17 protein-coding genes are annotated in these 18,421 nt (G+C 43.6%); 5 read left to right on the top strand and 12 right to left on the bottom strand.

What is annotated here, in order from left to right; genetic code table 11:
* Positions 1-68: 68 nt before the first annotated feature.
* Entirely contained in the window at positions 69-806 is a 738-nt protein-coding gene (locus G7092_RS22160) for a heavy-metal-associated domain-containing protein (RefSeq protein ID WP_166092658.1), read from the top strand.
* Between the two features lie 323 nt (positions 807-1,129).
* On the opposite strand, the gene G7092_RS22155 is transcribed toward G7092_RS22160, so the two are convergent.
* Positions 1,130-1,531: an EthD family reductase gene (locus G7092_RS22155; RefSeq protein ID WP_166092655.1), complete on the bottom strand. Its 402-nt coding sequence runs from the start codon at positions 1,529-1,531 to the stop codon at positions 1,130-1,132.
* Positions 1,532-1,733: 202 nt separating this feature from the next.
* On the opposite strand from G7092_RS22155, the gene G7092_RS22150 reads away from it, so the two are divergent.
* Complete coding sequence (locus G7092_RS22150) at positions 1,734-2,381, top strand: hypothetical protein (protein WP_166092653.1); 648 nt, start codon at positions 1,734-1,736, stop codon at positions 2,379-2,381.
* Between the two features lie 151 nt (positions 2,382-2,532).
* Positions 2,533-3,426, top strand: coding sequence for a PfkB family carbohydrate kinase (locus G7092_RS22145; RefSeq protein ID WP_166092651.1), 894 nt, complete (start codon positions 2,533-2,535; stop codon positions 3,424-3,426).
* Between the two features lie 129 nt (positions 3,427-3,555).
* Here the strand turns inward: G7092_RS22145 and G7092_RS22140 are convergent, their stop codons facing one another.
* The 8 genes from G7092_RS22140 to G7092_RS22105 all read right to left on the bottom strand — a co-directional run bounded on the left by G7092_RS22140 (position 3,556) and on the right by G7092_RS22105 (position 12,400).
* Positions 3,556-4,314: a tetratricopeptide repeat protein gene (locus G7092_RS22140; RefSeq protein ID WP_166092648.1), complete on the bottom strand. Its 759-nt coding sequence runs from the start codon at positions 4,312-4,314 to the stop codon at positions 3,556-3,558.
* Positions 4,315-4,460: 146 nt separating this feature from the next.
* Entirely contained in the window at positions 4,461-6,293 is a 1,833-nt protein-coding gene (locus G7092_RS22135) for a BatD family protein (protein ID WP_166092646.1), read from the bottom strand.
* Positions 6,294-6,411: 118 nt separating this feature from the next.
* A complete protein-coding gene (locus tag G7092_RS22130; protein WP_166092644.1) occupies positions 6,412-7,164 on the bottom strand; it encodes a tetratricopeptide repeat protein in 753 nt (250 codons plus the stop codon).
* Complete coding sequence (locus G7092_RS22125; protein WP_166092642.1) at positions 7,161-8,201, bottom strand: vWA domain-containing protein; 1,041 nt, start codon at positions 8,199-8,201, stop codon at positions 7,161-7,163. Before G7092_RS22125 ends, G7092_RS22130 begins: the two co-directional genes overlap by 4 nt.
* 117 nt (positions 8,202-8,318) lie before the next feature.
* Positions 8,319-9,320: a vWA domain-containing protein gene (locus G7092_RS22120; protein WP_202985379.1), complete on the bottom strand. Its 1,002-nt coding sequence runs from the start codon at positions 9,318-9,320 to the stop codon at positions 8,319-8,321.
* Positions 9,317-10,291, bottom strand: a complete 975-nt coding sequence (locus tag G7092_RS22115; protein WP_166092640.1) for a BatD family protein — start codon at positions 10,289-10,291, stop codon at positions 9,317-9,319. The genes G7092_RS22120 and G7092_RS22115 overlap by 4 nt, the downstream gene beginning before the upstream one ends.
* On the bottom strand, positions 10,288-11,169 hold the full coding sequence (locus G7092_RS22110) for a DUF58 domain-containing protein (RefSeq protein ID WP_166092638.1): 882 nt from the start codon (positions 11,167-11,169) through the stop codon (positions 10,288-10,290). The genes G7092_RS22115 and G7092_RS22110 overlap by 4 nt, the downstream gene beginning before the upstream one ends.
* 175 nt (positions 11,170-11,344) lie before the next feature.
* On the bottom strand, positions 11,345-12,400 hold the full coding sequence (locus tag G7092_RS22105) for an AAA family ATPase (protein ID WP_166092635.1): 1,056 nt from the start codon (positions 12,398-12,400) through the stop codon (positions 11,345-11,347).
* 267 nt (positions 12,401-12,667) lie between these two features.
* Between G7092_RS22105 and G7092_RS22100 the strand changes: the two genes are divergently transcribed.
* Positions 12,668-13,720 carry a hypothetical protein gene (locus G7092_RS22100; RefSeq protein WP_166092633.1) on the top strand — a complete coding sequence of 351 codons (1,053 nt, stop codon included), beginning with the start codon at positions 12,668-12,670 and terminating at the stop codon, positions 13,718-13,720.
* Between the two features lie 149 nt (positions 13,721-13,869).
* Here the strand turns inward: G7092_RS22100 and G7092_RS22095 are convergent, their stop codons facing one another.
* On the bottom strand, positions 13,870-14,721 hold the full coding sequence (locus G7092_RS22095; RefSeq protein WP_166092631.1) for a DUF4198 domain-containing protein: 852 nt from the start codon (positions 14,719-14,721) through the stop codon (positions 13,870-13,872).
* A gap of 59 nt (positions 14,722-14,780) precedes the next feature.
* On the opposite strand from G7092_RS22095, the gene G7092_RS22090 reads away from it, so the two are divergent.
* Entirely contained in the window at positions 14,781-16,760 is a 1,980-nt protein-coding gene (locus G7092_RS22090) for an alpha-ketoacid dehydrogenase subunit alpha/beta (RefSeq protein ID WP_166092628.1), read from the top strand.
* A gap of 250 nt (positions 16,761-17,010) precedes the next feature.
* Here the strand turns inward: G7092_RS22090 and gldD are convergent, their stop codons facing one another.
* The gene (gldD, locus tag G7092_RS22085) at positions 17,011-17,589 is read right to left on the bottom strand and encodes a gliding motility lipoprotein GldD (RefSeq protein WP_166092626.1); all 579 of its coding nucleotides are present in this window, start codon (positions 17,587-17,589) and stop codon (positions 17,011-17,013) included.
* Positions 17,586-18,386 carry a shikimate dehydrogenase family protein gene (locus G7092_RS22080; RefSeq protein WP_166092623.1) on the bottom strand — a complete coding sequence of 267 codons (801 nt, stop codon included), beginning with the start codon at positions 18,384-18,386 and terminating at the stop codon, positions 17,586-17,588. Before G7092_RS22080 ends, gldD begins: the two co-directional genes overlap by 4 nt.
* Between the last annotated feature and the right edge of the window lie 35 nt (positions 18,387-18,421).

The raw sequence follows: 18,421 nt of genomic DNA, 5'->3' as shown, positions 1-18,421 counted from the left end.
TCCATAATTCTGTAAGGCTTACCGGCTGTGCTGTAGGTAAATTTGTGTTATCAATTTAATTATAAATCATGACACATACTTATCAAATAACCGGCATGACCTGCGGCGGCTGTCAAAATAAAGTACAAACCCTGCTATCGCAGATCAAAGATGTGCAAAAGGTAGATATTTCCCTTGCCGAAGGCACTGCGGATATCACCATGGCGCAGCATATCCCAACAACCGCACTGCAAAATGCCTTAAAAGACTATCCCAAGTATCAGCTTAGCGAAGTACAACATACTCACCAGGCCATGACTATGGATATGGTCGACGAGAATCGCACCTGGCTGGCCACCTACAAGCCCATTTTACTTATTTTCGGCTATATTTTAACCATAGCTATTATAGCAGGCTATATGGAGCATGGCTTTATGACCATGACTGCCATGCGCGTGTTTATGAGCGGATTTTTCCTCACCTTTTCTTTTTTCAAACTACTTAACCTGCAGGGCTTTGCCGATAGTTACTCCATGTATGATATTGTAGCCAAACGCTTCAAAGCATGGGGATATATATACGCTTTTGTTGAACTGGGACTAGGCATAGCCTTCGCGCTGGATGTGCAGCCTTTTGCCGTAAATGCAATCACCTTTGTGGTGATGACCGTAAGTTTGATCGGCGTGCTGCAAAGTGTGCTGAACAAACGCAAAATTCAATGCGCTTGTCTTGGTGCCGTTTTTAATCTGCCCATGAGCACTGTTACTATTGTAGAAGATGCCCTGATGATTGTGATGAGCGGGGTAACTTTATTGGCTGTTCTTTAAGAAACCTGCAGGTTACCTGAAAAACTTTTTAAAGCTGAATTTTAACACTTTTCTGATCAAAAACAGGGTAAAAATGGCCCAAAAACGTTCGAAAATTGGTTCAAAACCATCGATTTTAACACTTTTTAACAAATTTTCGATGGGTTTTGAAAGGTTTAAAAAGTATTAATTTTCTGATTATCATATAATTAACTCTTAAACGAGTAATTTTTAGTCTCTATTTTCTCTTAACAAAACAGCCCGGCTTTCCTTTTTGAGCGGAAAACCGGGCTGTTTATACATACAAATATACGCAATTTTTAGCGAATATTATTCCATATTGATCATTGAACTACCTCGCTGATCTGGACAAGAGGTGTAATATTGGTATATTTCGGAAAATCGGCCCTTATCTCGTCCAGATGCTTTGCAAGGGCGGTTTCATAATCAGAAAGCTTATCAAAATATAGATAGCCTATGGCCAGGAACGGAACCGGTTTATCGGGCGTTCCACTTGATATGCCTTTATCAATAGCGTAAATTTTCAGGTTAAAAAATTTAGCCATCAGTGGCATGTGATGTTTAGTATAATAATCCATATCAAAGGTTTTCCCATCGCCGTTAGGGTAAAGGACGGTAACTTTGATCATGCTTTTTTTTACTTTGGGCATATCTGTAGTTTGTGCTTGCAGGCAACTAACAGAAAGACCCAAAAACAGGAGCAGTAAAATTGTTTTTGCTTTCATTTGATGCGTTTTAAGGTTAAAATTAAAGATATTGAAAAAGAAGTAATTGAGTGGAGTAATTTTCATTCCTCCCTGGCTATGACGAAATTGGTATTATATTTTGGAAAATAGTTCTATATTTATTTTTTCAAAACCAGGGGCAGCAGCACATCTCCTTTATCGATAACCGATTATATAGATAAACCTTTATTCATTGTCTGCCATGAAAAAAACAGCTGTAATCTTGCTCCTCATCCTGCCTGTATTTGTAACCAGGGCACAAAACGTTACAAACCATACCGTGAAACCCAAAGGCGCGTATAGCAAAATCGACACCAAAAATGATATCAGAATCATGTCGTCGGTGCTAAACCCTAAAAATCCAACCCAATCAAAACTTATCGATTCCATTATAAAATCGCCCAATACCTATGATCCGCCTGTTTTATATGCTTTATCAAAAGCGCTTTTTACCTCGGGCAAATTCAACGACGCTATCTTTTGGTTTTATCTGGCCCAGTTAAGGGCAAGATATGATGTTAACCGCTGTGCCGATAAATCGGCATCCGCGGCACAGTACAACCAAACATTTGGCCCCGATATTAATCAATACGCCTTTGCGCATCTGGATGATCTGGGGAAGGCAATTTCCAGGGTAATCGCATTTGAACGATCAAATGAAGAAAAATATGATCAGCGCTGGATAAATTTAACGGGCATGGGCGCCATGAATTCTGCCTTTGCCAATAAAGCTGGTAACGAACCGCTAAGCAAACCCACAAATGAGTGGCCTGCTATCAAAAAGAAAACAATAGACGATTATGAATCGGGCTTTAAAGAAGCCATGGTCTCCTGGAAAAAAACGCATTGATTTCCTTCTGCATCAACAGCCACTACCCATTATATGTCATTTTTTTGCATGTAACCAGCATTATACATTTAATAAACCATCTTATTACCTACCTTTGCGGTTTGCTCCGAATATAAAAAGCAGGGGCATTGGTTAATAAGGGGGGAATTTCATGTACGATATTTGTTGCATAGGGCATATTACGTTAGATAAAGTGGTGACGCCACAAGCGGTTAAACATATGGCCGGTGGTACATCTTTTTATTTTTCAAGCGCCATCCGTAATATGGATGTAAGCTATACTTTGGTAACCTCGCTTGCCGAAAGTGAAATGCCTACTGTTGAGGCTTTACGTGCCAAGGGTACCGAAGTACATGCATCAACCTGCGCCCATACCGTATACTTCGAAAATATTTACTCCGGCAACCAGGATCACCGCACCCAGCGCGTGCTCCAGAAAGCCGATCCTTTTACTGTCGAACAACTGCAGGGAATTGACGCACAGATATTTCACTTAGGTCCGCTTTTGGCCGATGATATCCCGGTTAGTCTTATCAAGGAACTGAGCAGTCGCGGCAGGGTATCATTGGACGCACAAGGATATTTACGCAAGGTGGAAGATAAAAATGTGATCCCCGTTGATTGGCCAGCCAAAAAAGAAGCCCTGCAATACATTGATATTTTAAAGGTTAATGAGCACGAACTGGAAGCCCTTACCGGACTTACCGATATCAAAAAAGGTGCATTTGTACTGGCCGATTGGGGTGTTAAAGAAGTAGTGATTACCCTGGGCAGCATGGGTTCTGTAATTTATGCCGGTGGTCTTTTTTACAACGTGCCTGCTTACACCCCAACAGCGGTTGTTGATGCTACCGGCTGCGGCGATACCTACATGGCCGGCTATTTATACCAGCGCATTAAAGGGGCATCGTTCCAGGAAGCCGGCGAGTTTGCAGCAGCCATGGCCAGCTTTAAAATAGAATCATCCGGACCATTTACCGGCACTCAAGAAGATGTGCTGAATTTACTGGAAGTAGGCGAGAAAACGTTTGCTGTTTATAGTTAATGAATTAATGGTTCATGGATCATAGTTCATGGTTCATAGTCTATAGTTCATGAATTATAGCGACATAGCTATGTCGTTTTATAGATAGCCTTGATTCTAGCTTCTATGAACTATAAGCTAACCACCACCTTATATTTCCCTGATATCCGTAGCAGTTATCCAACCTTCGTTTCCGTTAGATAGCCTGATCTTTACCCAATCGTTATTATGCTCCAGGATATCAACCTTGGTGCCATCATGCAGTACAAACAAATCTTTCGACTTCAGCGTTGGTGCACTTTTAATGGTTACCGAACCACTGAAAACAATGGCCTCGTGATGGCTGTCAAAATAATCGGCCTGACGACCAGCTACAAAAATGCAAACCAGTCCTAAAAACACCAGCGCTAAAGCCGAGTAAAAAGATACTTTTTTAACGGTTACCGATTGGGTAAAGCGATATAAGATCAATAACAACGCTCCGGCCAATATCAACAACACGCTCAGTACAGCCAGTGTACCTAAGGAGCAGGCCAGGATAAACCCGTGCCACCATTTGGTAATAAAAAACTCTGGTGTGGCTTCCAGCTTGTCGGTGGTTTTTAAATTGGCCAGCTGTATGTTGATACGGATGTCCTCATCGCCTGGTGAAAGCTTGTGCGCCTTTTCATAATACAGTAATGCCGATGGGATATCGTCGTTTTTGTAATAGGCATTACCCAGGTTAAAGTAAACCGCAACCGAGCGATAACCACCGTCAACCAGTTTCTGGTAAGAGGCTATAGCCTCCTTATACTGAGCTTTGGCATACTCGGCATTACCCTTTTTAAAGAGCGCCGATGTAGCATCATCGCTGAAAGCCAATAGCGGCGATATGATAAGTAATAATAAATATATAATACGCCTCATCGGGGTGATTAATTATTGAATTAGTGATTTATTGAATTATTGATTTCATCTGCCGTTGAATAGTCAGACTTACGAAGTTTTAAAAACTTCGTAAGTCTTTAAAGAGTGATTTCATCTGCACATCTTTAATCTGCATATCCGCACATCTACAATTTATCTTCAATGTCATTGATCATGTTTTTGGCTTTGTCGAACATCTGCTGCTCCGAAATACCCGATACCGGCGCATAACGTGCCATATCGCATAAGTCAAGCGTATCCAGCAGTTCGTTGATCAGTCCTTCATCCAGCGAACGCGCTTTTAGTTCTGAGGCAATCCTTTCGCGGTTCAGGTCGGCCGCGGCGATATTCAGCTTATCGCTTAAATAACCATACAAGCCCCTGAATACATTTTCATAAAAAGCTTTGGAATTATTGGCTTTTAACTGCGCCTGCGCACTGGCCAGGTGTTTAGCTGCAATTCTACCGGCTTTCCTCTTTTTTACCTCTACAATATCGCTGTTATTTTTTTCGTACCATTTACCGTATATCAGCGCGCCTAAAAACAAAAGCGGACCAAAAGCCAATAAACTATAGTATAGGTTCGAGTCGTAAAAACCTTCGCCGTTTTTGGTGATATCACCGCTGGTTTTAATATAGCGGATATCCTTGTTCAATAGTTTTACATCCTGTTTATCAGCGCCCGAAAATGCGGTCACATTATTTTCCAGGGTGCCCTTGTTTACCTTTATTTTGAAGCCCTCGGTTGGCAGCGACACATATTTGCCGGTAGCCGGGTTAAAGTACGAAAACTTAACCGGGTCGATATTAAAATTGCCCTCATGCCGTGGTATCAGCAAATAGTTATAGATGCGGGTGCCTGTTTCGCCGCTTTCTTTTTCGGCAATGGTGTCCTCCGTTTTGGGATCGTATTTCTCAAAATCGGCAGGGAATACAGGGCTTAAAGGTTTTAACAGTTTCAGGTTTCCGGTTCCCGAAATTTTAATGCTATAGTTGAGCGGATCATTGGCCTTGAGCTCTTTTTTATCCAGTGATGTACTGATAGAGAACTTACCCACCGCGCCACCAAAGCCATCAGGTTTTCCCGGAGGTAATGGCTTTACATGAATAACGGTTGGCATGCTTTTGATCCTGTATTTGACATCATTGTAGGTGCCGAAAAACTGTCCAAACATATCATCGTCGCTTGCTTTGGCTGCCTCACGTATTACAAACAGCATAGTTATCGGATCAATGGTGATGTTACCCGCATGTTGGGGGAACAGGATATTTTTTTTCATATCGGCCACATTGAATTTTACCCCTTTGTACGTTTCTACGTGCCAATTGGGGTTCTGATTCGGGCTTTTGATATCCTGACTAAAAAAACCGTTCAGATCCGGAAGTTTTTCTGGTTCGCTGCCTACAATAGCTACCCGGGTATACAACTTGTAAGTTAAAGTGATCTGCTCGCCCTGGTATACATTGCTTTTATCAACATCAGCCCTGATAAATAATGATTTATTAATATCCGTACCCGGCCTTTTCACGGTAACCCGGCTATCAGGCGTACTTTGCGACTGAGCAGCAGCCGCCGCGGCGGCTGCATTATTTTGTTGAGAAGGGCTGCCTTTTACCACTTTTATTTTCAGTGGCTTGGTGCTTAACTGTTTCCCGCCCGAAAAAATAGTTGCCGGACCGATAGTGTAAGTACCTTCTTTTACCGCAATCAGTACGTAGCTAATAGCCATGCTGGAAGAGGCATTGCCATTGATAACTTCCATACTGGTAGACATGTTAGGACCTGATACTACCAGGAAACCGGTAAATGAAGGCGGCGTAAAACGATCGCCGTTATTATTCACAGTAAAAGTTACCTCAAACTGCTCTGTTGTACTCACTTCTGTTTTACTTGCCGATGCCGTAAAATGAATATCGGCAGCAAAAAGCACGCTTGTACTCAGCAATAGTAATAACAATATGCAGTATATTTTTTTCATTCTTTCATTTATCTGGTTCGGGTTGCGAGGAACGGGGTTCGGGTTATTGGTTGCGGGCTCGGGATCAACATGAATCCTGTAACACGAACCTCGCAACTCGAACCTCGCCCCCAACAAACTACCATTCCTTTTCGATGTGCATTTTAGCACCTTTTTGTTTTTTATTTTTCAGCTTATCCTGCGTTTGTTTTTCGTCATTGTTCAAAGCTTCCAGCATACGTTCCGCATCATCTTTTGATACGTTATTTGGATCGGGTTTCTGATCACCGTTATTCTTGTTCGGGTCGTTTTTATCCTGCCCGTTTTTGTTATCGTCCTTCTTATCTTTATTGTCCTTATCGTCTTTCTTTTTATCCTGATCCTTCTTATCCTTGTCTTTGTCCTTGTTATCCTTATTCTTGTCTTTGTTGTTCTTGTTGTTTTTGTTCTTATCCTGTTTCTGCTTTTGTTTCAGCTTTTCCTGGGCATACGCCAGGTTATAGCGGGTTTCCTCATCTTCCGGATTATTCAACAATGATTTTTTGTACGCAGCCACGCTTTCTTCCAGCTTTTTTGACTGTAACATGGAGTTGCCCAGGTTATGATAAGCTTTGGCCAACACGTTTTTATTTTTGCTTGATGCGGCTATTTTGCTAAACTGCTGCCCTGCATCGGCATATTTATTTTGCTTATACAAGGCATCGCCCAGGTTAAAGTTACCGGCAACAGTTTTACCCTGTTTACCTATGGATACCCGGTAATTGTTTTCGGCATCCTTATAGTTTTGCTGCTGGTAAAGTTGGTTACCCTGCCTGATATACTTTTTTTCCTGCTGGGCAAAAAGGATAGAAGCCTGCAGCACTAATATAACTACGATGATATATTGCTTCATGACTTTTTTACTTCAAATAATTTCAACCCGCTTAACCGCATGTTTTTACGGTTAGATATAAAAAACTCCGCCACCAACAGGCCCAACGCTATAGCCAGGAAAAATTGAAAGCGGTCTTCAAAATCCTTGAATGATTTGTTATCATACTCTTTGCGCTGAACTTTAGCTACCTGATCCATCACAATACTCAAACCGCTGTTAGAGTTGTTGGCCCTTACATAAATGCCACCACCGGCAGCAGCTATATCCTTACCCATTTGTTCATTCAGCTTGGTAATAATCTTATTCCCGCTTTCATCGGTACGAAAGGGGCTGTTAGGCTCATTGGGGTTAAGCGGAATAGGCGCTCCATCTGCCGAACCCACTCCTATAACATTCACCATTACACCTTTGCTTTTGGCTGCAGATGCGGCTTCCATAGCGTTATCTTCATGATTTTCGGCATCGGTTATCAGGATCATGGCTTTGCCTGTTCCATTCTTAAAATCAAGTGACTTTACACCCAGCTCAATAGCCGCACCAATTGCCGTTCCCTGCGTGGGAACCATGCCCGTATTAACGGTATTTAAAAACAGTTTGGCCGCCGAGTAATCGGTAGTCATAGGCAATTGCACGTAGGCTTCACCTGCAAAAACAATCAGACCGATACGGTCATCATGCATCCTGTCTACCAGTTGCGAAATAGCCCTTTTAGCATTTTCCAGTCGGCTTGGCGCCAGATCATGCGCCAGCATACTGTTGGATACGTCGAGTAGTATCATCAAATCGGCACCTTTACGTTTTACTTCTTCGGTTTTTGACCCTAGCTGCGGATCAGCCATACCGATGATCACAAAAGCGTAGGCCACCACAAAAAATATGAATTTAAGCCATGGCCTTGAAAACGAAACCTGCGGCATCATGAGGCGTACCACATTTTTATCGCCCAATGAGGCAATGGCTTTCCTTTTCCAGCGGCTTACGAAAATAAACAGCAGGATAAATACCGGAATAACCAGCAGTCCCCATAAAATATCTGTATGTGCAAAACGTAGCATCTTTTTTATTATTTGGTATCAAGTAGTTAGTATCAAGTATCAAGACCTTCTTTCCTTTAGCAATATCAAGGAGGCCAGGCATCTTGATACTTGATACTAACTACTTGATACTGAAAATCATGTTAAAGCTCCTTTGAACAGCGTGTTCTTTAATAAAAACTCAAGCGACAATAATGCCAGTGCGATGATGGCCCAGGGCATAAACATTTCTGTTTTTCTGCGATACTGGGTTACATCTATCTTAGCCTTCTCCAGCTTATCAATCTGTGTATATATCTGTCTCAGCGTTTCGTTATTGGTGGCCCTGAAATACTTGCCCCCGGTAATATTGGCTATTTTTGATAGCGTACCTTCGTCTATATCCACCTTCATGCGCTGGTATTGTACTCCCATGGGTGTAGGCACCGGATAAGGCGCATAACCATTGGTTCCCAAACCTACCGTATAAACCCTTACACCAAACTGTTTGGCTATTTCGGCAGCGGTAATAGGCGGTATGGAGCCAGAGTTATTTGAACCATCGGTTAGCAAAATGATCACCTTGCTTTTGGCAGTACTGGTTCTTAACCGGTTTACTGCCGTTGCCAGGCCCATACCTATAGCTGTTCCGTCGTCAATCATCCCGTTCTTAATATCCGAGAATACGTTGATCAGTACATCATGATCTATGGTGAGCGGGCATTGCGTAAAACTTTCACCGCTGAAGATCACCAGGCCGATACGATCATTAGGGCGATTTTTGATAAAGTCAATAGCAATATTTTTACCTGCCTCCAGGCGGTTTGGTTTAAAATCCTCAGCCAGCATACTGCCCGAAATATCTGAGGCAATCATAATATCGATACCCTCCGTAGTACTATCCTGCCAGCTTAATGACGACTGCGGCCTGGCCAGTGCCACAATTAAGGCGGCAACAGCTAATGATCGTAATCCAATCCCCACGTGCCTGAAACGGGCCGTATAGCTTTTTTTAAAGGCAAAACTCTTTAAAGTAGGTACGCCCAACGTACCTTGTAACTGGCGCTGTTTCCAAACATACCAGGCCACCATTAATGGGATGATGATAAACAACCAGAAAAATCCCGGATGGGCAAATTCTATTCCTTTAAACCAGCTCATTTATTATCCTCTTGCTTTACAATGGGTGGTTGAATGGCTTGCTGCGTTCTGTTTACAAAGGCAACGGCATTATCCATGCTTTGTTCATTATCCTGCGGCAATGGTTTCTCTTTTGCAAATTTCACCAAATCGGCCAGTATCAATACCTGGCGCAGCGCGTTGCGGTTCTCGTCAGTAATATCCATGTACCGCAGGCTGGCAAATATCTCATCGGAGGTTTGCTCATGCGCTTTGATCACATAACGATTTTCCAGGTAATCGCGCATAATATCAGTAAGCTCGGTATGATATTGTTTTGTCTGCTCCTGCTGCCATAACTTTCTGTTGCGCAGTTCGGTAAGTTTTTGCAGTGCCACTACATGTATTGGCACCAAAGGTTTGAGCTCTTCAACCACTACCTCTTTCTTATTCTTTTTCCGAACGTAATAAATCACAAAAAGTATCCCACCGATCAATATAACCGCTTCTATAATGATTACCAGTGTCAGGTGATCCATTAGCCAGTCTAAAAAAGTATACTGAACAATCAGCGGCTGCTTAATATCATAAGCGGCTTTGGTGGTATCCACGGCAACAGTGGCTACTATCAGCTTTAACGGCCCGGTTTTAATTTCACCACTTGCGGTATGGAATGCGTATGATGGGATCACATACTCGCCGCTGTCAAATGCGGTAATGGTATAGTGATGGCCTATAGTTTCCATACTGGCATTGTTTTTATCAACTACAGTATCGGCTTTGCCACTTACAATCAAAATTTTATTGGCAATACTGTCTGCCAGCACCGGAAAATCAACCTGATCCTTCACACGCATGCGGGCAGTGATATGCAGCTGCGTTTGCTCACCTATTTTGATAGCCTTACGGTCAAGCTGGGCTCCAACCTCTACATTTTGGGCACTACTCTGGTAAGCAAAACCGGTAAGCAGTATGGTTAACAATAGCAGGTTTTTTATAAAGCACTTTATCATCTTTTGCCTTCCCGCTTTTTAAATAATGTCATTAATGGTTTCACGTATGATTCATGGGTGCCAATACTGGTAAAATCAACACCAGAGCGATTGAAAGTTTCCTTCAGCTGTCCGTTCCTTCTTAATCCTTCGGCTTTAAAAGCGGTGCGTACAGCCTCATCAGAGGTATTCACCCAAAGCAGTTCGCCGGTTTCTTCGTCCTTCATCGGGATAAGGCCCAGATTCGGGAACTCTTCTTCGTGCTTATCATAAAGTCGCAGGGCAATCAGGTCGTGCTTTTTATTGGCGATCTTCAACTCATCATCAAAAGCCGGGCTTATAAAATCGGAGATGATAAAAGCAGTACATCTTTTTTTGATAGCACGGGTAAAGAATTTGAGCGCCTCGGCAACGTTGGTTCCTTTGCTTTCGGGCTTAAAGTCGATCAACTCGCGGATGATCATCAGGATATGGCTGCGGCCTTTTTTGGGAGGAATAAATTTTTCGATCTTATCGCTAAAAAACAACACGCCCACTTTATCATTATTCTGTATGGCCGAAAATGCCAGCACGGCGCAAAGCTCGGTTGCGATATCCTGCTTTTGCTGATTTTGCGTTCCAAAGTTTTCGGACCCGCTCACATCAACCAGCAGCATAAAGGTAAGCTCGCGTTCCTCGTCAAAAACTTTCACGTAAGGATGGTTAAAACGCGCGGTCACGTTCCAGTCGATGGTGCGGATCTCATCGCCCAGCTGGTATTCGCGCACTTCGCTAAAAGCCATACCACGGCCTTTAAAAGCCGAATGATACTCGCCCGAGAATAAGTGATTACTTAAGCCCCGGGTCTTGATCTCGATCTTCCTTACTTTTTTCAGCAGTTCTTTGGTATCCTTAGCCATAGTGTTTGGGGGAAGATGGAATCAAGATATCAAGAGCCAGGAATCAAGACAAAATCTTAAATTCTTGTCGTAGTCATTCTTGTTTTTTTGTTTTCTATCTCTTGATTCTTGACTCTTACTTCTTGATTCTTTCTCCTGGTTCTTATCTCTTGATTCTTATCTCTTGATTCTTTTCTTAAGGTACTTCTACCACATTCAATATCCCTGTAATAATATTTTCTGAGGTGATGTTCTCGGCCTCTGCCTCGTAGCTTAAACCGATACGGTGACGCAGTACATCATGGCAAATAGCCCGTACATCCTCAGGTATCACATAACCCCTGTGTTTGATGAACGCATATGCCTTCGCAGCCAGCGCCAGATTGATACTTGCCCTTGGCGATGCACCAAAGGTGATCAGGTTTTTATAATGCGCCAGTTTAAACTGCTCAGGGTAACGGGTAGCGAAAACAATATCCACAATGTATTGCTCTATTTTTTCGTCCATGTACACTTCTCTTACAATTTTACGGGCACGCACAATTTCATCGGGTTTAATAACGGCCGTTGGCTTTGGCATCCCGCCTGGTAATATATTGGCACGGATAATTCGTTTTTCATCCTCCTTCTCCGGATAGCCGATCACTACTTTGAGCATAAAACGGTCAACCTGTGCTTCGGGCAGCGGGTAGGTTCCTTCCTGCTCAATCGGGTTCTGGGTAGCCAGTACCAGGAAGGGATTGGGCAGCGGGAAGGTATTATCGCCAATAGTTACCTGGCGTTCCTGCATCGCTTCTAACAGCGCGCTTTGCACTTTGGCAGGCGCACGGTTAATCTCATCGGCCAGGATAAAATTGGAGAACAACGGGCCTTTACGCACAATGAACTCTTCTTTTTTCTGATTGTATATCATGGTACCCAGCAAGTCGGCGGGTAACAAATCGGGAGTAAACTGGATACGGCTGTAATCGGCCTGGATAGCTTTTGACAGTGTGTTAATGGCCAGCGTTTTCGCCAATCCCGGTACACCTTCCAAAAGGATGTGCCCGTCGGCCAGCAAACCGATCAGTAACCGCTCCACCATATATTTTTGTCCAACGATCACTTTATCCAATTCCATTCTCAGGATATCGATAAAAGCGCTTTCTCTTTGTATCATTTCATTCAGCGCCCTGATATCGGTTGAATATGATACGCTACCCGTAACAGCGCCTGATGAAACGTTTTCGGTATTACTTTTTAATTCTTCCATGCTTCTTTTTTGTTCGGTAGGCAAACTTACTCACACTAACATTTTTTCGCCAAAAAAAATGCCCGCTTAAATGTTAAAATTTGTTAAATTTTTGTCACTCGCCGTAAATATATAGGTTTTTATGAGCCTAAAGCTCAAAGCAGAAAGCCTAAAGCTATTATTATATAAAAAGAACCTTTAAGCTTTATGCTTTCGGCTTTTAGCATCGCCTTTGCATTTTTAAAACTAAACGATTTGGCTATCTTTAAACATCCATTTAAAACACCCATGTATAAAAAATATTTATCGTTCATATTGTTTCTCGGCAGCCTGTTTTTCTCGGGCATTGCCCACAGCCAAAGTGTCTTTAAAAACATCCCACTTCCAAAAAACATCAGCAGTGTAAACGAGGAGTTTTCGGGTATGGCTATGTATGGTGGCAGGGTATACCTGGAGCCCCAATACGGCAGTCATAAAGAAACCAAACTCGATGGTGATTTTTTCATTTACAGCCTGCTGGCCGATAGCATTGGCCGTGTAATTGACGGTAAGGACACCGCCTTAACAGCCTACAGGCCTGTTCGTGTTAAAAATCTAAATCAGCTGCCCGATTCCGTAAAAACTTATTACGAAGGTTTTGAAGCGATAAGCATCGTGAATAACACGGCCTATTTATCTATCGAAACCAACGATACTTACGATTATTGTTTCTTACTGCGCGGCACCCTGGATACCCTTCAAAATACCATCACTATCGATCCACTGCATTTTGCAACGCTTAAACGACCGTTGCGTATCAACAACGCTGGTTTTGAAAGCGTAACCTGGCTGCCCAAAGAGAAAAAACTACTGGCTTACTATGAGTACAATGGCATGCCCGGTGGCGGCAAAGGCTATCTGATTGATACTTCATTTACCAGGCAACCGCAAGTTATCAAAGTACCTTTCCTTTATTTCAGGATAACGGATATGACGGCTACCCAGAAAGACAAAATTTATGGGATCAATTATTTCTGGAACGGTGATTATGACGCCTACCTGAATAACGATCAGCTTAAAAACCAGGAAGAAAACATAAAAACAGCTGTTCCCGATCTGAAGGCTAATATCACAGCCAACCCTGATTACCTGAAAAAGAAAAGCACCAGCTATGGCCGTATCGTGATGCTCAATAACCGGAAGGATAAACATTGGAAACAAGTAACCTCGGCATTCCCGGCACCAAAAAATAACTGGGAAGGTATAGCACTTTACCGGGATGGCGCACTCCTGGTTACCGATGCCAACCGTAGCAGCAAACAACTCACTACGTTTGGATATGTTGGCCTCCTAACCCCCTAAAGGGGGAACTCCAAGCGAAAGGAAAATATCGAACATCGAATTTCTAATATTGAATATTGAAGTAAAAAATCGATGTTCGATATTCATTATTCGATATTATTATCGCCACCATTAAAGAGTTCCCCCTTTAGGGGGCTAGGGGGCTTTGGCTAGTGCTTATCGCCAAAGCCAAATTCTTTGTAAGTATTTGGTGCACTATCGGCATTTTTAAAGGCAAAAGTGAAGGTGGCTCCCCAGCTTTCAAAATCGGCATTTTTATCGGTTGATGTTTCCACATGTACCGAGCTGATCATGTAAACCCCTTCGCGGCTTAGTTTAAAGTAGATCTGACCCTGCGCATCAGAGCTCAGTTTTTGTGGGAACACATTACCGTTTATAGTCCTGGTGTATACAATCACCACGGCATCTTTTAATGGTTTTCCTTTAAATAATATCTTGGCGGTTACATCATCGCCATAACTGGCTTTATACGGATTTTGCTGTATTACTATTTCGTAGGTTTCGCCCAGTGGCTTATCAAAATCTTTACCATTGGGTTTATCAACCGCTATCAGCGTTTTTAAATACCGGTTTGTTTTTTCGACAAAGTATTGTTGATTGCTGTTCTTGGCGTCTTCGGCTATTTTATCCAGACCTTCATTATCCAGATATTTTAAAAATTTATTTCTTTCCGATTCGATGCTTTCGCTTTTTACTACCTCAATGAGGGCCATTCCGCTGTTCTCCAGTTTATAATTCAGCACATTGGCCGATGTATCTTTTGGCGCCAGGCTCAGATCGGTTTTTTTTGATCCTTCATACAACATAAACTTAGAAATCTTGGCGTCTTTATACCGGTATTCCGCGTCTTTTTGAAATTCGTTACCGCTTAACAGGTGCAGGCTCAGCTTATCGCCTTTTTTCATGTTAAAGCTTTCGGGCAATAAAAAATAATCCTGTGAGCTGGCGGCAAACCCAATGATCAGCAGTAGCGCGAGGAGTAAAAGTCCGTTTCGTTTCATAGTTATTAGATAGGATTACCAAACATACAAAGTTTTAAAAACTTCAGTAGTTTTACACTATGATTTTTGACCGTAAAAACCTGAATAACGAAAATTTAACATTTTTTTACAAAAAATTGTTGCTGCCGCGCCTCATTGAGGAGAAGATGCTGATCCTTTTACGCCAGGGCCGTATTGGCAAATGGTTTTCGGGGATAGGCCAGGAAGCTATTGCCGTGGGCAGTACGCTGGCCATGCAAAGTGATGAATATATATTGCCCATGCACCGCAACCTGGGTGTTTTTACCACCCGCGATATCCCACTTTCCCGGCTGATGGCCCAGTGGCAGGGTAAGCCTTCGGGGTTCACCAAAGGGCGCGACCGCTCCTTCCATTTCGGCACGCAGGAATATAAGATCATCGGGATGATATCGCACCTGGGCCCGCAGCTGGCCCTGGCCGATGGCATTGCCCTGGCCGATGTTTTAGCCGAACGAAAAAGAGCTACCCTGGTATTTACCGGCGAGGGAGCTACCAGCGAGGGCGATTTTCATGAGGCGCTCAACATTGCATCGGTTTGGAAATTACCGGTTATATTTTTGATCGAGAACAACGGCTACGGTCTTTCGACCCCAGTAAATGAACAGTACAATTGTTTAAAACTGGTTGATAAGGCTATAGGATATGGAATAGAAGGCCGCCGCATTGACGGCAACAACATACTGGAAGTTTATCATACTATTCAAGAGATCAATGAAAGCATCCGCGAAAACCCGCGACCTGTATTGCTGGAGTGTATGACTTTCCGGATGCGCGGGCACGAGGAAGCCTCGGGAACCAAATACGTTCCGCAGAATTTGTTTGAATGGTGGGCCGGTAAAGATCCGGTAGCTAATTTTGAAAAATATTTATTGGACGAAGGCGTGATCCGCCCCGAGTGGATCCCGGTATTCAAAAAGGAGATCACTACCCTTATTGAAACAGAATTTGAAAAGGTATACAGCGAGGCCGATATTGTACCGGATATAGCAACCGAAGTGCGGGATATGTACCAGCCTTACCAGTTCCCGGCCACACAACCGGCAACAAGTCCGGCAACTCATAAACGCTATATTGATGCCATAAGCGATGGCCTGCGTCAGGCTATGCGCAAACACCCTAACCTGGTGATCATGGGGCAGGATATTGCCGAGTATGGCGGCGCCTTTAAAATAACCCAGGGCTTTGTAGAAGAGTTTGGCAAACCACGTGTGCGCAATACGCCTATTTGCGAATCGGGCATCGTAGGAGCGGGCATGGGTTTGGCCCTCAATGGATATAAAGCCATTGTTGAAATGCAGTTTGCCGATTTTGTGACCTGCGGCTTTAACCAGATTATTAACAACCTGGCCAAAACGCACTATCGCTGGGCACAGGCTGTTGATGTAGTGGTGCGTATGCCGACAGGGGCAGGTACTGGTGCCGGGCCTTTCCACTCGCAAAGTAACGAGGCCTGGTTCACCAAAACACCCGGACTCAAAGTGGTTTATCCCGCTTTCCCGGCCGATGCTAAAGGTTTACTGTTAGCCGCTATTGACGATCCTAATCCCGTAATCTATTTCGAACATAAATACCTGTATCGCAGCATCAGCGGTGATGTGCCCGACAATGATGTACTGATAGAGATAGGCAAAGCCAATATAATAAAACAAGGCACACAGGCCAGCATCATCACCTTTGGCCTGGGCGTACACTGGGCATTAGAATACGCGGAAAAACATCCGGAGCTGTCACTCGAGATCATCGACCTGCGCAGCCTGCTGCCCTGGGATCATGAGGCAGTAGAAGCAAGCGTAAAGAAAACCGGCAGAGCCCTGGTATTGCACGAGGACACACTCACCAGCGGTTTCGGTGCGGAAATAGCAGCCCATATAGCCGAGCATTGCTTTAAATACCTGGATGCCCCCGTAATGCGCTGCGGCAGCCTGGATACCGCCATCCCCATGAACAAAGCCCTGGAAGACCAGTTTTTGGCCAAAGCAAGGCTGGATGAAACAGTGGAGAAGCTGCTTGCCTATTAATCAAGCGGGATGTCATGCTGAGCACCGTCGAATCATGGTGGGCAGGCCTCTGCGCGCGTCCTTCGACAAGCTCAGGATGACAGGCCCTCATGGCTAATAAAAAAATACGTCATTGCGAGGTACGAAGCAATCTTTACGCAAGCATATCAGCTACGCATATTCGCTCTGTATAGCATAGAGATTGCTTCGTACCTCGCAATGACGCACTTTTTATTCGAATTCAAATTTTGTCTTATCTCTTGATTCTATCCTACTTCCATTTAAAACTCTTAATCATCACGGCTACATCCTGCTTGATAAAATTGAGTACGGGCTGAATAGAATCCAGGCGGGGTTCGGAGTTAAAATAGAGCGCTCCGCGCAGGTAATTTTTGGTACTATCAGTGAGGAAAAATTGGGCCGATGAAGCCGCGTTGCCATCAATAGTGTAATAGATTCCGTAAACCTTACGATCGGCATAGCTTATAACCCCCTCATCTATAGAAGTAGCTTTTACCGTATGTTTAAAAGCGAAGGTGCGGGCATCTTCTACCAGCTCATTAAATACTTTTTTGGATGTTACCGGCTGATAGCTTAAATGCAGCGTAGCATGAAATTGCGGGAATTGCATATTTACCCAGCATGGCTTGGCTCCTTTTGTTCTGTCGGGTTCAATAACCGCATATTTGGGATAGCTGAACGAATAAGGACAGCCTGTGTTATAATCCCGGTATTCCTTTTTAGGGAAAGCAATACGGTAATATCCCCGCGGCTTTGGCGAATAATCGTGGTTACCACCACATGCCGCCAAAAACAGCAAGGCTGCTATCAATAGTCCGGCGTATCTCATACCCGCCTGTCTTTAGTATTCCATATCTCCCATGATCTTTCGGCTTGCAGTACCAGCATTTCGTAACCGTTTTTGGTAGCAGCGCCCTGCTCACGGCCTTTTTTTAAAAATAAGGTTTCCTCCGGATTGTAGATCAGATCGTACAGTAAATGCTCGTCGGTTATGGCCTCATAGGGTATCGGAGGGCATTCATCAATTTTGGGTGATGTACCGATAGGCGTGGTATTAATGATGATCTTATGCTGTTTAATATGATGGGGCTTCAGGTCGCTGAACAGGATATGATCGGGGTGCGGTTTGCGGGTAACGGTTTTAAAGGCAATGCCCATGTTTTCCAACACACATTTTACCGCTTTCGCCGCGCCGCCATCGCCCAGCACCAGGGCCTCAGCTTCAAAATCCTTAATGAGCGGACGGATGGACATCTCAAAACCATACAGATCGGTGTTGTATCCTTCCAGTCTGAAATCATGGCCCTCTACGCCAACTTCACCGGTAAAGGCTGCCTGTAAGGGACTTTCAGCAATTACACAGATACAGTTTACCGCACCTGCTTTACGGGCATCATGTTCAATCCAATCCAGATAAGGCAGCACGGCTACTTTATGGGGAATGGTAATGTTAAGACCGCAGATATCCGGGTGCTCATCCAGCAGATCCTGCAGATCTTTGATATTTTCGAGCGGATACAGCTCGTAAGCCGCATCGGTTATCTCTTCGTTCTTGAATTTTTCGGCAAAATATTTCTTTGAAAAAGAATGTGAAAGGGGGTAGCCTATAAGCCCGTATTGTTTCATGGCGTAATATTAGCAAGAAAACCGCCAAGTTTAAA

It is taken from the genome of Mucilaginibacter inviolabilis (genome assembly GCF_011089895.1).
Lineage (GTDB): Bacteria > Bacteroidota > Bacteroidia > Sphingobacteriales > Sphingobacteriaceae > Mucilaginibacter > Mucilaginibacter inviolabilis.
Note: the sequence above shows the minus strand (reverse complement) of the source record. Positions and strands in the feature narration are given on the sequence as shown.

What these genes read in the sequence shown, in the direction of transcription:
- G7092_RS22160 (WP_166092658.1), top strand. Translation starts at nt 69, where the DNA reads ATGACACATACTTATCAAATAACCGGCATGACCTGCGGCGGCTGTCAA.
- G7092_RS22155 (WP_166092655.1), bottom strand. Translation starts at nt 1,531, where the DNA reads ATGAAAGCAAAAACAATTTTACTGCTCCTGTTTTTGGGTCTTTCTGTT.
- G7092_RS22150 (WP_166092653.1), top strand. Translation starts at nt 1,734, where the DNA reads ATGAAAAAAACAGCTGTAATCTTGCTCCTCATCCTGCCTGTATTTGTA.
- G7092_RS22145 (WP_166092651.1), top strand. Translation starts at nt 2,533, where the DNA reads ATGTACGATATTTGTTGCATAGGGCATATTACGTTAGATAAAGTGGTG.
- G7092_RS22140 (WP_166092648.1), bottom strand. Translation starts at nt 4,314, where the DNA reads ATGAGGCGTATTATATATTTATTATTACTTATCATATCGCCGCTATTG.
- G7092_RS22135 (WP_166092646.1), bottom strand. Translation starts at nt 6,293, where the DNA reads ATGAAAAAAATATACTGCATATTGTTATTACTATTGCTGAGTACAAGC.
- G7092_RS22130 (WP_166092644.1), bottom strand. Translation starts at nt 7,164, where the DNA reads ATGAAGCAATATATCATCGTAGTTATATTAGTGCTGCAGGCTTCTATC.
- G7092_RS22125 (WP_166092642.1), bottom strand. Translation starts at nt 8,201, where the DNA reads ATGCTACGTTTTGCACATACAGATATTTTATGGGGACTGCTGGTTATT.
- G7092_RS22120 (WP_202985379.1), bottom strand. Translation starts at nt 9,320, where the DNA reads ATGAGCTGGTTTAAAGGAATAGAATTTGCCCATCCGGGATTTTTCTGG.
- G7092_RS22115 (WP_166092640.1), bottom strand. Translation starts at nt 10,291, where the DNA reads ATGATAAAGTGCTTTATAAAAAACCTGCTATTGTTAACCATACTGCTT.
- G7092_RS22110 (WP_166092638.1), bottom strand. Translation starts at nt 11,169, where the DNA reads ATGGCTAAGGATACCAAAGAACTGCTGAAAAAAGTAAGGAAGATCGAG.
- G7092_RS22105 (WP_166092635.1), bottom strand. Translation starts at nt 12,400, where the DNA reads ATGGAAGAATTAAAAAGTAATACCGAAAACGTTTCATCAGGCGCTGTT.
- G7092_RS22100 (WP_166092633.1), top strand. Translation starts at nt 12,668, where the DNA reads ATGTATAAAAAATATTTATCGTTCATATTGTTTCTCGGCAGCCTGTTT.
- G7092_RS22095 (WP_166092631.1), bottom strand. Translation starts at nt 14,721, where the DNA reads ATGAAACGAAACGGACTTTTACTCCTCGCGCTACTGCTGATCATTGGG.
- G7092_RS22090 (WP_166092628.1), top strand. Translation starts at nt 14,781, where the DNA reads ATGATTTTTGACCGTAAAAACCTGAATAACGAAAATTTAACATTTTTT.
- gldD (WP_166092626.1), bottom strand. Translation starts at nt 17,589, where the DNA reads ATGAGATACGCCGGACTATTGATAGCAGCCTTGCTGTTTTTGGCGGCA.
- G7092_RS22080 (WP_166092623.1), bottom strand. Translation starts at nt 18,386, where the DNA reads ATGAAACAATACGGGCTTATAGGCTACCCCCTTTCACATTCTTTTTCA.